Below are 13307 nucleotides of genomic sequence, written 5' to 3' on the forward strand. Positions count from 1 at the left end.
TCAACGCCACTTGGAGAGCAGGCCGAGCGCGACGACCATCGCCCCGAAACCGACCGCGATGTTCCAGTAGTTCCAGCTCAGTACGGGATACTCCCCCTGCGAGAGGTAGTAGACGACGAGCCAGGCGATACCCAGAACAATCAGCGTCACTGCGGTGATCGGCAGCCAGATCGGGCTCGGCCGCTTGTCGGCCATCGCAGCGGTGGGCCGCACGTCGGTCGGCGGCGTGTAGACCTTCTTCTTGCGGACCTGCGACTTCGGCACCGTAGTTCTCCCTGGGGCTGGTTTGACCCGAATTCCGGGACCGGGTCACCGCACCGGAGGATGACGGCGCGGACCGGCCTGAATAATGTTCAACAGCTAGCGTAGTCACATCGACACGCCATGACGAGAAGGGGGAGTGGTGGAGTACACATCCGGCTCCTCGTCGTGGCGTCGGGCGGTTGGGCGAGCAGTGGGTATCCTACGGCCTCGCCGCCGTGCCGGGAGGTCCCTCGGCTGGTCTGTCGGCGTACCCGCGATCATGGTCGCGGCGGGGGTGTTGTTCACCACCAGCGCGAACATCGCCTCCGGGACCGACCTCCGGGAAGATCGCCGACCGCAAATGGCTCAGGTGATCACCGAACAACAGGCGCGAATCGCTGAGGAACAAGCGACCGCCTCGCGACTGCGTACCGAGGTCGATGACTTGACCGGCAATCTGGCCGGCTCGGACACCCCCATCGCGCAGGCGCGCGCACAGGCCGAGGCCCGCCGCCGGGCGGCCGGGCTGACCGCGCTCAAAGGTCCCGGCCTCACCGTCCGCCTCAACGACGCGCCGGCCAGTGCCGGCAACAGCCGCCCGGACGGGGCCACCAACGACGACCTGGTCGTCCACCAGCAAGACGTCCAGTCCGTGGTCAACGCACTGTGGGCCGGCGGCGCGGAGGCGATGACGATCATGGGCGTACGCATCATCTCGACGAGCGCGGTCCGCTGCGTCGGGAACACCATCCTGCTGGAGGGCCAGGTCTACTCCCCGCCCTTCGTCATCAAGGCCATCGGCGACCCGAGCCGGCTCCGCGCCGCTCTCGACGCCGAGCCTGGCGTACGCGCCTTCCAGGACGCCGTCCGCGACTACGGGCTGGGCTACCAGGTCGTCTCCGAATCGGAGATCGTCGCACCCGCGTACACGGGGTCCACCGATCTCACCCACGCCGAGGTGGCCCGATGAGCCGGCACCGCGCCCCCGATTCCAACGACGAGACGACGATCATCCCGCGGATCACCGGGGAGTCCGTCGATCCAGCGCAGCCGGTGAGCCCCGGGCAACCGGTAAGCGCCGAGCACCCGGTGAACCCCGGGCAACCGGTAAGCCCTGGGCAGCCGACGCGACCGGCTCAGCCGGTCAGCCCAGGTCAGCCAGTGAGCCCAGGTCAGCCGGTCAGCCCAGGTCAGCCAGTCAGCCCAGGTCAGCCAGTCAGCCCTGGACAGCCAGTCAGCCCGTGGGCGCCGCTGGCCGGCCCGCCGCAGCCGGTGAGCCCACCACAGCCCGCGAGCTCAGCGCAACCGGCGAGTCCGGCACCTCCAGTGAGCCCGGCACAGCCCATGAGCCCGGGCCGGCCAGCGCCGGGTCCAGTGCCAGCGGGTCGGCCGGAAGCGGCGGATGCGACGACAGTTCTGCCTGTCGTGCCGCCGGCCGCAGCGATGCCGCCGAGGCCCGCTCCGGCGAGCCCGCCGCCACCAGGTCCGATGCCAGTGAGCGCCGCTCCAGTAAGCGGCCAGCCGGTCAGCGGTCAGCCGGTGAGCAGCCAGCCGGTCAGCGGTCAGCCGGTGAGCGGACAGCCAGTCAGCAGCCAGCCGGTGAGCGGCCAGCCAGTCGCGGACGACGCGACGACCACGATTCCGCGTATTCCGGCCGCCGACGCCACCACGATCATCCCGCGCGTCGACGAGACGTCGCTGATCGGCAAGATCCCCGACGTGGCCCCGGCCGACTCCGACGACGCCGACAAGCCGGCCCGTGACCGGGACGACTCCGGAGCGCCCATCCGCGCCGTTCGCCGCAAGGACGTCTACGCCTCCGCGTACGCCGATTACACCCGGGTCACCGTCGGATCGGTGATCCGGACCACCCTGCGGACGACGGGTGAGCTGCTCATCACCTGTGGCCTCGTGCTGCTTCTCTTCGCGGCGTACGAGGTGTGGGGCAAGGCGGCGATCGTCGACTCCCACCAGAACGACCTCAATCAGCAGCTGGCCCAGGCCTGGGACACCCCGACCAGCTCGCCGAGCAGTAGCCCGGCCACGAATACGCTGGCCGCACCGCCCGGCGACGCGATCGCCCGGCTGTACATCCCCCGGCTCGACAAGCACTGGGTCGTCGTCCAGGGCGTCAGCCCGGCCGACATCCGGTACGCGCCCGGCCACTACCCGAAGAGCGCGATGCCGGGCCAGGACGGCAACTTCTCCATGGCCGGACACCGGATGCGCTCGGTCTTCTGGGACTTGGACAAACTGCAGGTCGGCGACAAGATCGTCGTCGAGACCCGAACAACCTGGTACGTCTACGCGGTGGTGAAGACCCGGATCGTCAAACCGACCCAGGTCGAGGTGGTCTCGCCGAACCCGCCCGAGGTCAAGGCGGCCGCCAAGGCGACCAACGACAAGGTGACGCCAGGGAATCCGACCGTGTCCCTGGACCGATTCCTGACCCTGACCACCTGTAACCCCAAGTGGGACAATTACCAGCGGCTGATCATTCACGCCGCCCTGGTCGACGGATCCGAGCGGCCCCGGGCCGACGGCCCGCCCGCGGAACTGAAGGGCTGAGCAGAGATGTACGCGTGGATCTGGCGACACCTGCCAGGACCGCTCTGGGTCCGGCTCTCGACGTGCGTGGCCGCCGTCGCCGGGCTGTGCGCCCTGATGTGGTTCTTCGCGTTCCCCTGGGCCGAGCCGTTGCTGCCCTTCGACGACGTCCAGGTCGGCGAGATCGTCCCGGGCCAGGACGTGATCCCCTACGACACCGAGACCAACAACCCGGTGCCGACGCATTCCGCCGGTCCGTCGGCGACCTCGATTCCGTCCCCGAGCACGGTGGGGTGACCATGCGCGTTCTCGTGATCGACAACTACGACTCGTTCGTCTACAACCTGGTGCAGTACCTCGGCCAGTTGGGCGTCGAGTGCGACGTACGCCGCAACGACGAGATCAGCGTCGCCGAGGCGGCCCGGCTCGGCGCGGACGGCATCCTGCTCTCCCCCGGCCCCGGCGCGCCGGAGAGTGCGGGGATCTGCCTCGACGTTCTCCGTGAATGCGGCGGCGACGTGCCGATCTTCGGCGTATGCCTCGGTCACCAGGCGTTCGGCGCGGCCTTCGGGGCGACGGTGAACCGCGCGCCGGAGCTCCTGCACGGCAAGACCTCGCTCGTGACGCACTTGAACGCGGGCGTACTCGAAGGGTTGCCGGAGCCGTTCACCGCCACGCGCTACCACTCGCTGGCTGTCCTGGAGTCCACGCTGCCGGACGAGATCGAGGTGACCGGATGGACGGTCGCCCCCGACGGCGGCCGTGGCGTCGTGATGGCCATGCGGCACCGGACGCTGCCGATCGAGGGCGTCCAGTTCCATCCCGAGTCCGTCCTCACCGAGGGCGGCCATCTCATGCTGGCGAACTGGCTCGCCGCCTGCGGTTTCCGGGACGCGTTGGAACCGGCGAAGGCGCTGGCGGCCGAGGTCGACGAGCGTCGCCTGGCCGCCTTCGCGGCCTGAGAAACGGCCTCGACTCAGCCCGTCGTCGTCGGGGCCGGCGACGGGGTCTCCGTCGGGTTGGTCTCCTCGAGGTAGTCGACCCGGATCACGACCTTCGTGTTCTTTTCGACGATCGTGTCCTTCTTGATGTTCTGGCTGCTCACCAGGTCGGCCTTGCTCGGATCGGAGACTGCCTTGCCCTGGGTGATCTGGCAGGTGAGCCCGGCTTCCTTGAGCTTGGCGCAAGCCTCGGTGTCTCGCATGCCGACGACGTCGGGCACGGCGACCCGGTTGGCCCTGGAGATCTGCACCGTCACCGTGGAGTTCTTCTCCACGGTCGTGCCCTTGCCGGGGCTGTAGGAGATCACCGAGTCCGCTGGCTTGTCGCTGTCGACCGGCTTGAACTCCGCCTTGAGACCGAACTGGGTCAGCAACTGCTCCGCAGCCGTCTTGGTGAGCCCGTCCAGGTTCGGCACCTGGACCTGGCCCGGCCCGGTGCAGACCTGGAGCGTCACCGTCGAGTCCTTGTCGGCCTTCTGCCCGCCCTTCGGCGTCTGGTTCGCGACCTTGTCCTTGTCACAGGTGTCGCTGGTGATCGGTTCGCCCGGACTCGTCTTGAAGCCGAGCGTGGTCAGCTCGGACTGCGCCTCGGCGTACGTCTTGCCGACGACCGACGGCACGCCGACCCTGGTCGGCTGGTTGAGCAGCACGAGGCCGACGGTCACGGCGATCACGGCCAGAACGCCGAGGAACGACAGCAACGCGATGAGCGCGCCCGACGTCTTCTTGCGCTTGGGCGTACCGACACGGGCGCCGTTGCGCGCCGCACCCGTGCGCGTCGCGGCGTTCAGCGGCAGGGTCTCGTCCTCGCGCATCACGGGCGTCGCGAGAACCGGCCGCCCGTTCGCCGCGCGCAGCACGTCCGCACGCATCTCCGCGGCGGACTGGTAGCGGTTCGCGGGATTTTTGGCCAGCGCCTTGAGGACGACCGCGTCGATGTCCGGCGTCACGTCCCGGTTGGTGTTCGAGGGCGGCGGCGGGTCTTCACGAACATGCTGGTACGCCACGGCGACGGGCGAATCGCCGACGAACGGCGGATGCCCGCAGAGAAGTTCGAAGAGTACGCAGCCGGTGGCGTACACGTCGGATCGGGCGTCGACGGCTTCGCCGCGGGCCTGCTCCGGCGACAGGTACTGCGCGGTGCCGATGACCGCCGAGGTCTGCGTCATCGTCGTCGCGCCGCTTGCCAGCGCGCGGGCGATGCCGAAGTCCATCACCTTGACCTGGCCCTGCGGCGTCAGCATGACGTTGCCGGGCTTGATGTCGCGGTGGATGATGCCGTGCCGGTGGCTGAACTCGATGGCGGCGCAGATGTCGCCGGTGATCTCCAGCGCCCGGCGGGGCATCAGGCGCCCTTCGGCGGCGAGCACCTCCTTGAGCGTCCGGCCCGGCACGAACTCCATGACGATGTAGGGCAGGGCCTCGCCGGTCGGCGCGCGCTCCTCGCCGGTGTCGTAGACGGCGACGATCGCCGGGTGGTTCAGGGCGGCCGCGTTCTGCGCCTCCCGCCGGAAGCGCATCTGGAAGGTGTTGTCCCGGGCGAGGTCGGTGCGGAGCATCTTGATCGCGACGTCCCGGCCGAGGCGCAGATCGCGCCCGCGGTGCACTTCCGCCATGCCGCCGTAGCCGAGCAGCTCGCCGACCTGGTACCTGCCACCCAGCAGCCGGGCCTGCGTCATCTCGTCCGTCGTCCTTCGCTCGTCGGCGCCAGGACCAGAGATCCTGCCGTGTCGGTCGCGATCGCCCTCACCGCGGTCGCGGCCGAAGTCTCGGCCAGATTTGCTCGGGCCGAGTCAGCTTGCCAAATGTTTGCCTGTCTTGTCACGTTCGTGACGGTGGATGTGTGAGCCGTACCACTCGCCGTCGTGTTCCGGGTGACGGTGTACCCGATGAACGCGGCAATGGCCACGATGGCAGCCATAGCCAGAAAAACCAACAAAATCATCCAAAAGGTACGCCAGCCCCCGCTACTCGGGGCCTGAGGGGCAGCGTACCCCGTAGTCGTGCGCGGACCGGTCGCGACACCGGTGGCCCCCAACGGCGAGACAGGGGCCGGACCTGCCGGAACACTGACCCGGGCGGCCGGTCGCATCGGCTGGCCCGGCTGCCCCGGTACGCGTTGCGGCACGCCGGTGCCGACGCCGCTCCCGACCGGGCTGCCCGTCACGGGGCGAACCGGCGGACGACCCGGCGACGACGGCGCGGGCGAATAGGGCACCGGCGACACGGGTGCGCTCGGCGAGGCCGCCCGGCCGGACTGTTCGCTGCTGAGGACGGCAGCTGCCTGCCGCGATGCGGCCGCGAAGATCGCCGCGCTGGGCCACCGAGCCGACGGGTCCTTCGCCATCGCGCGTTCGACGATCGCGCGTACGGCGGGCGGCACGTCGGGCGGCAACGCGGGCGGCGTCATCCGGACGTGCTTCATCGCGATCTCGATCGGGTTGTCCCCGTCGAACGGGCGCCGCCCCGACAGGCACTGGTACGCCACGACGCCGAGCGAGTAGATGTCGGACGCCGTCGTCGCCGTCTGCCCCGACGCCTGCTCCGGCGCCAGGTACGACGCCGTGCCGAGCACTGCGCCGGCCGCCGTCAACTGCGAGGCGACCGCGGAGCGGGCGATGCCGAAGTCGGTGAGCACGAGGGTGCCGTTCGCGCGTACCAGCAGATTGCCGGGTTTGACGTCGCGATGGACGATCCCCTTGAGGTGCGCGGCTTCCAGGGCCTCCGCGGCCTGGGCGATGAGCGCCATGGTGCGCGCGGGCGTGAGCCGCCCGACGCGCGCGAGAGTACGCGAGAGCGCGTCTCCCTCCACATACTCCATCACGAGATAGGCCACCTGCTGATCGCTGCCGTAGTCATAGATGTCGACGACGCCAGGGTGGTTGATCGTTGCCATGGTGCGCGCCTCCAACCGGAAGCGCTCTGAGAACCCGGGCTCTTCGAGGAGCGCCGGGAGCAGGATCTTGATCGCGACGGTGCGCCCGAGTGTTTCGTCGGTCCCCCGCCATACGTCGCCCATGCCGCCGGTGGCGATCCGCTCGTCGAGCCGGTATCGCCCACTCAGCAGCGTCCCTGGGGACACCATCACTTACCTCCCCGGTCGGCGATGACGGCCTTCATGACCTGTCCGCCGATGCGTGCGGCCTCGCCGCTACCCCCCGAACCGGCGTTCGCCAGCAGCACGGCCACCGCCACCAGGGGCTTGCCGTCCTTCATCGCGAAGCCGATGAACCAACCGTGGTCCTTCGCATTTTCGGCGTTCTGGGCCGTGCCGGTCTTACCGCCGACGACGTAGCCGTCGATCTGTGCCTTCCTGCCCGTGCCGTTCTCCACGACGCTGATCATCATCGCCTGGAGGCTCTGCGCGACGCCCTGAGTGCAGGCCGTCCGCAGCTGCCGCGGCGAGGCGATGTCGTACGGCGTGAGGTCCGGACCGAGCAACTGCTGGACGAGATACGGCCGCATCTGGACCCCGCCGTTGGCGACGGTCGCCGCCATGAGCGCCGCCTGCATCGGCGTGACCCGCACGTCGGCCTGGCCGATCGCCGACTGGGCGATGATCGGCTGGTCCGGGCCGCCGCTGTCGGTGGTCAGCTTGCCCACCTGACTCGGGGCGACCAGCATCCCGTTGTCCTTGCCGAGTTGCCCGACCCGCAGGCTGTCGTCACCGAAGCCGAAGGACTCGGCGGTGTCGGCGAGGGCCTGCGGTCCGAGCGCCACGCCCAACTGGGCGAAGCCGGTGTTGCACGACTCCGTCAGCGCCTCGATCAGGGTGACCTGCGCCTCCGGGCAGATCGAGGGCGCCGCGTTCTTGATCGCGTGGGTCGTGCCGGGCGCGGTGTAGGAGGAGCCCGCCGGGATCGAGGTGTTCATCGTGTAGCCGCGTTCGAGAGCGGCGGCCGAGTCGATCACCTTGAAGATGGAGCCGGGCGCGTACGTCTCCTTGACCGCGCGGTTCAGCAGCGGCTGGCTCGGGTCGGCGGCGAGCTTGTCGTACGCCGAGTTGGCCGCCTTGGTGTCATGGCTGACCAGCAGGTTCGGGTCATAGCTCGGCGTGGAGACCATGGTGAGCACCGCACCGGTGGTGGGGTCGAGGGCCACCACCGAGCCGACCTTGGCGTCGCTCGCGTTGTTCAGCAGCTCCTTGTACGCGGTCTGCTGCGCGCGCAGCGACAGCGTGGTCACGACGTTGCCGCCGGGCGTCTTCTCGTTCGACCAGAGGTCGCGCAGCCGGTCGGCGAACAGCTGATCGCTCGTCCCGGCGAGGAACTCGTTCTCGATGTACTCGATGCCGGTCGCCTCGCCGTTGACCGGCTTGTAGCCGATGACGTGGGCGAACTCGGCCTTGTACGGGTACTGCCGGAGGAACTTCAGGCTGTCGTCGGTGGTGATCGACTGCGCTCCGGGTTTGCCGCTGACCTGGATCACGCCGCGCTGCCGGTCGTACTCGGCGACCTGCACCCGGCCGTTGTACTGGCTGGTCCGATAGTCATTGGCCTTGTGCCACTGCACGAAGTTCAGGTTCGCGAACAGCAGGCCGAAGAGGACCATCGCGACCACTCCGACGCGGCGTAGTGGGGCGTTCACGGGTTCTCCTTCGGGCGGGACGGCGAGTCGATCATTTCCGTCTCGGCGTCGGCGTCGATGTCACCGGCCTCACCGCCGATGATCGGCTGCTCGGCCGTGCCGGGCAGCGGGGCGGGCACGCCAGGTGAGACGGACGGAGGGCCGCTCGGGGTTCCCGGCCCCTGCGGGTATGTCGGCTGGTGCTGCTGGCCCGGGCCGGCCGGCGGAGCAGGTCGCAGCGCGCCGGCGGGAGCGGCGGCCGTGCCGACCGGCGCTCGGCCGGGCGCCGGCGTCGCCACCGGCGGCCGGATCATCCCGCCGGGCGCTCCGAGCGGCGCTCGGGCCGCGTCGGAGACCCGCAACAAGATCGCGATGAGCAGCCAGTTCGCCATCAGCGAGGAGCCACCGGCGGACAGGAAGGGCGTGGTCTGGCCGGTGAGGGGGATCAGCCGGCTCACCCCGCCGACGATGACGAACACCTGCAAACCCAGGGTGAACGCCAGGCCACCGGCGAGTAGCTTGCCGAAGGAGTCGCGTACGCCGAGCGCCGACTTCAGACCGCGGACGACGATCAGCAGGTAGAGGCACAGCAGCGCGGTGAGCCCGATGAGCCCGATCTCCTCGCCCATCCCGGCGAAGACGAAGTCGTTGCGGACCTCCGGGACCTGGCTGGGCGACCCCGCGCCGGGACCGGTGCCGAACAAGCCACCGGTGCCCAGCCCGAGCAGCGACTGCACCAGCTGATAGCCCTCGTTGTAGGGCCGGTCCCCGCTGAACGGGTCGAGCCAGATGTTGGCCCGGTCGTAGAAGTTGGCGAACGGACCACCGATGACCTTGCCCAGGAAGTACGCGAGGAAGGCGCCGCCGAAGAACAGGATCAGACCGATGAGCAGCCAGCTGACCCGTTCGGTCGCGATGTAGAGCATCACGATGAACAGGCCGAAGTAGAGCAGTGCGGTGCCGAGGTCCTTCTCGAAGACGAGGACGACCAGGCTGAGCACCCAGACCGCGAGGATCGGGCCCAGGTCGCGGCCCCGGGGGAAGTCGATCCCGAGCACCCGCTTGCTGGCCAGCGCCAGGACCTCTCGCTTGCGTACCAGGTAGTACGCGAAGAAGGAGGCGAGCATCAGCTTGGCGAACTCACCGGGCTGGATCGAGAACGACCCCAGCTTGATCCACAGCTTGGCCCCGTTGACCTCGGAGAACCGCCTCGGCAGGATGGCCGGGAGCATCATCAGGATGATGCCGACGAAGCCGAGCGTCCAGGCGTACCGGGAGATCGTCCGGTGGTCGGTGAGGAACCAGAGCAGCGCCGCCGCCATGGCGACCGCGATGGCCGTCCAAAGCAGCTGCCGGCCGCCCTCGCCGGCGAAGATCGACAAGTCGGCCCGCTCGCCCGTCTTCGCCCGGCCGAGGTCCAGCCGCCGCAGGAAGACCACGCCGAGGCCGTTGAGGGTCGCCACCACCGGCAGGATCACCGGATCGGCGTACGGCGCCCGCACGCGGATGACGACGTGCATCGCGGCGTAGATCACGCCCAGGATGCCCGCCGGCGCCCAGAAGTCCGGCGTGATCGTGTCGAGGAGGTTCGCCTCGGCCGCGGCCAGATAACCGACCACGACGATCATGCCGAGGACCAGCAGGATCAGCTCGGTGCGGCGGGCCCGGCGCGCACGCTTCCCCGCCGCCGGGGGCGCGGCGACGGGCGGGGAGACGGCGGCAGCGGTCACAGCATCCTCACGGTGGGAGTTTCTACGAGCGGCAGGGGGCCGGACTCAGCGCGCCGTCGTTCGAAGAGGGGGAAGTGGTGGCCGCCGCAGTGGAGGTCGCACCCGTGGTCGGCACGGCCGACGCGGTCGCCGAGGCGGTGGCGGACGGCGTACAGCTCGGCAGCAGGTTGGGGTTCGTCGGGCTGTCGCTGGTCAGACCGACCAGAATCTGCTGGGCCTCGGTCTCGGTCGCGGCGGCGATGCCCTTGCGTACGCGGTCCTGTGCGACCTGGGTCAGCGCGTCGACCTTGACCTGGCTCTCGGTGTCGACCTCGGACAGGCTCAGCCCCGCGATCGACCCCGGTACGCCCTTGAAGACGGCGACGTAGCCGTCCTCGGTGACGCCGACGTAGAACTGCGACTGGGTGTAGTGCCATCCCGCGTACAACAGCCCGCCGAGGATGCCGACCAGCACCACCAGGATCCCGACGGTCAGCCAGGGACGCCGGCGGGGCCGGTTGTCCTCGTCCGAGGAGTTCTGCGCCTCCGCCGGGGCGGCTGGACGGGGTGCCGCGTTGGCAGCGGTCAGCGAGGCCGCCCGAGCGGCCGGCGTCGACTCGCCGCCGGAGCTCTCGTTCCCGCGGTCCCGGGCCGCCGCACCGCCGACCACCGGCACGTCCTCGACGATGTCCTCGTCGTGGGCGTCGGCGACGATCACGGTGATGTTGTCGGGGCCGCCGCCGCGCAGCGCGAGCGCGATGAGCCGATCGACACACTGGGACGGGTCGACGTACTCGCGCATGGTCTCGCCGATGGTCTCCGCGCTGACCACGCCGGACAGGCCGTCCGAGCAGATCAGATAGCGGTCGCCCGGCAGGACCTGCCGCACCGAGTACTCCGGCTCGACGTCCCGGCCGTCCATGGCCCGGGTCAATAGGGAGCGCTGCGGATGGCTGCTGGCCTCCTCGGCGGAGATGCGGCCCTCGTCGACCAGCATCTGCACGTAGGTGTCGTCCTTGGTGATCTGCGCGAACTCGTTGTCGCGCAACAAGTACGCCCGCGAGTCGCCGATGTGGACGAGGCCGATCTTGGTACCGGTGAAGAGCATCGCGGTGAGCGTCGTGCCCATCCCCTCCAGGTGGGGATTGGCGTCGACCGTGTCGCGAAGCTGCTGATTGGCGGCTTCGACGGCGCCGCGGAGGGCGTCTACCAGGGCATCGCCCGGGACGTCCTCGTCGAGCGGGGCCATCGCTCCGATGACGATGTTGCTCGCGACGTCACCGGCGGCCATGCCGCCCATGCCGTCGGCGACGGCGAGCAGCCGCGGCCCGGCGTAGACGGAATCCTGGTTGCCGTCTCGGATCAGGCCGCGGTCACTGCGGGCCGCGTAGCGCAGGGTGAGGGTCATGGTCGCAACTCGAGGGCAGTGCGGCCGATCCGGATCGGCACGCCAAGGGGTACGGGGGTAGGACTGGTCACCTTGTTCCGGTCCAGATAAGTGCCGTTTGTCGAGCCTAGATCTTCGATGAACCACTGACCGTTCCGCGGAACCAGCCGGGCATGCCGGGCGGAGGCGTAGTCGTCGGTGATGACGAGCGTGGAATCCTCGGCCCGTCCGATCGTGATCTGCGACTCGCCCAGCGTGAGACGGGTGCCCGCGAGGGCGCCCGCCGTCACCACCAACTGATGCGCGGCCCGGCCCTTTTTGACCTTGGCCGGTCGGGACGGTCCCGCCGCCGCCGCGCCCACCCCGCGGGGCGCAGCGACGAGCCGGGACGCACGCGCCCCGGCGAAGAGATCCCGGCGGATGACGCCCACCACCGTGAACACGAAGATCCACAGCAGGATGAGGAAGCCGAACCGGGCGGCGGCGAGAACGAATTCCGGCACGGCCGCTAGCCGTCCACGCGGAAGGTCAGCGTGGTCGTGCCGATTTGAACCATGTCACCCGGGTTGAGAGCCACGGCCGAGATGCGCTGGCCGTTGACCATCGTGCCGTTCGTGGACCCGAGGTCGGTCAGGACTACCTGACCGCCGTCGTAGTCGATCCGGGCGTGCCGGCGCGAGATCCCGACGTCGGGCAGGCGCAGGTTCGCCTGATCGCCCCGGCCGATCACGGTCGAGCCGATCGCGACCGGGTAGGTCCGGCCGTCCGCCGAGACCAGCCGCACGTTCCGCGCCCCGGCCGGCGGTTGGCCGTAGCCACCCTGGTCGTAGCCCTGGTACGCCGGCGGCGGCGCCTCGTAGGCGGGTTCGGCGTAGCCGCCACCCGGCTCGGCGCCGGTGAAGACTTCCGCGGTCACCCGGAACATTCCGGTGTCGAGCCCGTCGCCGCGCTCGATCTCCACGATCACGTCGCCGTAGACGGTCCAGGCCTGTTCTCCGATGAACTCGGCCTGCGACTGCGCCAGCTCTTGCGCCAGGGCAGCCGCGTACGGCGCCAGGCGGCTGTGATCGTAAGGCGAGAGATCGATCACATAGCGATTGGGCACCAGCGTGCGGCCGCCCGCAAGGATCGCCTTGTGGGCTTCGGCCTCCCGCTGCATGGCGTTCAGGATCTCCACGGGATGGACGACACCCTTGAACACCTTCGCGAAGGCGCCCTCCACCAGGCCTTCCAGCCTCTTCTCAAAGCGTTGCAGCACGCTCACCGGTCCTCCTCGGGTTCCGAGGACATGATGCTATCCGCCCGCCACCCGTCACGTCTGCGCCCCAATCCACCCTGCCTCACCGACCGGCCGATTCGGCCGCCCGAGATCGTCGTGCTAATCTTCTCCCCGCGCCGCTACCAGGCCCAAACGGTGAATTCTCGCCGTTGGTTCTGCTGTTGAAGCAACCTGGTTGGCGGTGACAGCATGCATAGCGTAAGCTGTGCCGGCTGTTCACTTCCGGGGAAGTGGCGGAATGGCAGACGCGCACGGTTCAGGTCCGTGTGCCCGAAAGGGCGTGAGGGTTCAACTCCCTCCTTCCCCACCGCTAGTAAGGGCGTCGAGCTGCGGCTCGGCGCCCTTACTGTATGCCAGGACGCCGGGTCGGCAACCCGACAGCTGTACCTCCTCCGGGACTTCGTCGATGAATCCCGGCCGGTTGCCCGCACCTGCTCCGCGGCTATGCTGTCCGGTGTCCCCGTGCCCCGAAGACGCAGGCCAGGAGTATTAACGGTGAGTGTTGCGCTGGTTACCGGCTCGGCCGGATTGATCGGGTCCGAGGCCGCCCGCCACTTCGCCCAACTGGGACTGCA

The 13307-nt window shown here is 69.4% G+C and carries 11 protein-coding genes, 1 tRNA gene and 1 pseudogene; 5 read left to right on the forward strand and 8 right to left on the reverse strand.

The genetic code is table 11. The features are described 5' to 3' along the window. On the reverse strand, window positions 1-264 hold the full coding sequence (locus AB0M47_RS16775) for a cell division protein CrgA (RefSeq protein ID WP_253759298.1): 264 nt from the start codon (window positions 262-264) through the stop codon (window positions 1-3). 139 nt (window positions 265-403) lie between these two features. On the opposite strand from AB0M47_RS16775, the gene AB0M47_RS16780 reads away from it, so the two are divergent. From AB0M47_RS16780 to AB0M47_RS16795, 4 genes are all read left to right on the forward strand, one after another. Next, window positions 404-1213: a DUF881 domain-containing protein gene (locus tag AB0M47_RS16780; RefSeq protein WP_363413911.1), complete on the forward strand. Its 810-nt coding sequence runs from the start codon at window positions 404-406 to the stop codon at window positions 1211-1213. A 569-nt stretch (window positions 1214-1782) separates the two neighbouring features. Further along, window positions 1783-2811 (forward strand): class E sortase, encoded by a 1029-nt coding sequence (locus AB0M47_RS16785; protein WP_363413914.1) that lies wholly within the window; start codon window positions 1783-1785, stop codon window positions 2809-2811. A gap of 6 nt (window positions 2812-2817) precedes the next feature. Continuing rightward, window positions 2818-3087, forward strand: a complete 270-nt coding sequence (locus tag AB0M47_RS16790; RefSeq protein WP_363413917.1) for a hypothetical protein — start codon at window positions 2818-2820, stop codon at window positions 3085-3087. A gap of 2 nt (window positions 3088-3089) precedes the next feature. Beyond that, window positions 3090-3752 carry an aminodeoxychorismate/anthranilate synthase component II gene (locus tag AB0M47_RS16795; RefSeq protein WP_363413920.1) on the forward strand — a complete coding sequence of 221 codons (663 nt, stop codon included), beginning with the start codon at window positions 3090-3092 and terminating at the stop codon, window positions 3750-3752. A gap of 14 nt (window positions 3753-3766) precedes the next feature. On the opposite strand, the gene pknB is transcribed toward AB0M47_RS16795, so the two are convergent. From pknB to AB0M47_RS16830, 7 genes and pseudogenes are all read right to left on the reverse strand, one after another. Continuing rightward, window positions 3767-5470 carry a Stk1 family PASTA domain-containing Ser/Thr kinase gene (gene pknB / locus AB0M47_RS16800; RefSeq protein ID WP_363413922.1) on the reverse strand — a complete coding sequence of 568 codons (1704 nt, stop codon included), beginning with the start codon at window positions 5468-5470 and terminating at the stop codon, window positions 3767-3769. Beyond that, window positions 5467-6876 carry a protein kinase gene (locus AB0M47_RS16805; protein ID WP_363413925.1) on the reverse strand — a complete coding sequence of 470 codons (1410 nt, stop codon included), beginning with the start codon at window positions 6874-6876 and terminating at the stop codon, window positions 5467-5469. Before AB0M47_RS16805 ends, pknB begins: the two co-directional genes overlap by 4 nt. Beyond that, window positions 6876-8378 carry a penicillin-binding protein 2 gene (locus AB0M47_RS16810; RefSeq protein ID WP_363413928.1) on the reverse strand — a complete coding sequence of 501 codons (1503 nt, stop codon included), beginning with the start codon at window positions 8376-8378 and terminating at the stop codon, window positions 6876-6878. The genes AB0M47_RS16805 and AB0M47_RS16810 overlap by 1 nt, the downstream gene beginning before the upstream one ends. Before the next feature lie 308 nt (window positions 8379-8686). Further along, a pseudogene (locus AB0M47_RS16815) lies at window positions 8687-9985 on the reverse strand (FtsW/RodA/SpoVE family cell cycle protein); the annotation flags it as partial. A gap of 124 nt (window positions 9986-10109) precedes the next feature. Continuing rightward, a complete protein-coding gene (locus AB0M47_RS16820; RefSeq protein ID WP_363413931.1) occupies window positions 10110-11474 on the reverse strand; it encodes a PP2C family serine/threonine-protein phosphatase in 1365 nt (454 codons plus the stop codon). Further along, entirely contained in the window at window positions 11471-11956 is a 486-nt protein-coding gene (locus tag AB0M47_RS16825) for an FHA domain-containing protein (protein WP_363413934.1), read from the reverse strand. Before AB0M47_RS16825 ends, AB0M47_RS16820 begins: the two co-directional genes overlap by 4 nt. A gap of 5 nt (window positions 11957-11961) precedes the next feature. After that, window positions 11962-12717: a DUF3662 and FHA domain-containing protein gene (locus AB0M47_RS16830; protein ID WP_363413937.1), complete on the reverse strand. Its 756-nt coding sequence runs from the start codon at window positions 12715-12717 to the stop codon at window positions 11962-11964. Window positions 12718-12956: 239 nt separating this feature from the next. Here AB0M47_RS16830 and AB0M47_RS16835 point away from each other — a divergent pair. Next, window positions 12957-13039 (forward strand) — tRNA-Leu (locus tag AB0M47_RS16835). Window positions 13040-13307: the final 268 nt, after the last annotated feature.

This window comes from Hamadaea sp. NPDC051192 (genome assembly GCF_040682475.1).
Lineage (GTDB): Bacteria > Actinomycetota > Actinomycetes > Mycobacteriales > Micromonosporaceae > Hamadaea > Hamadaea flava.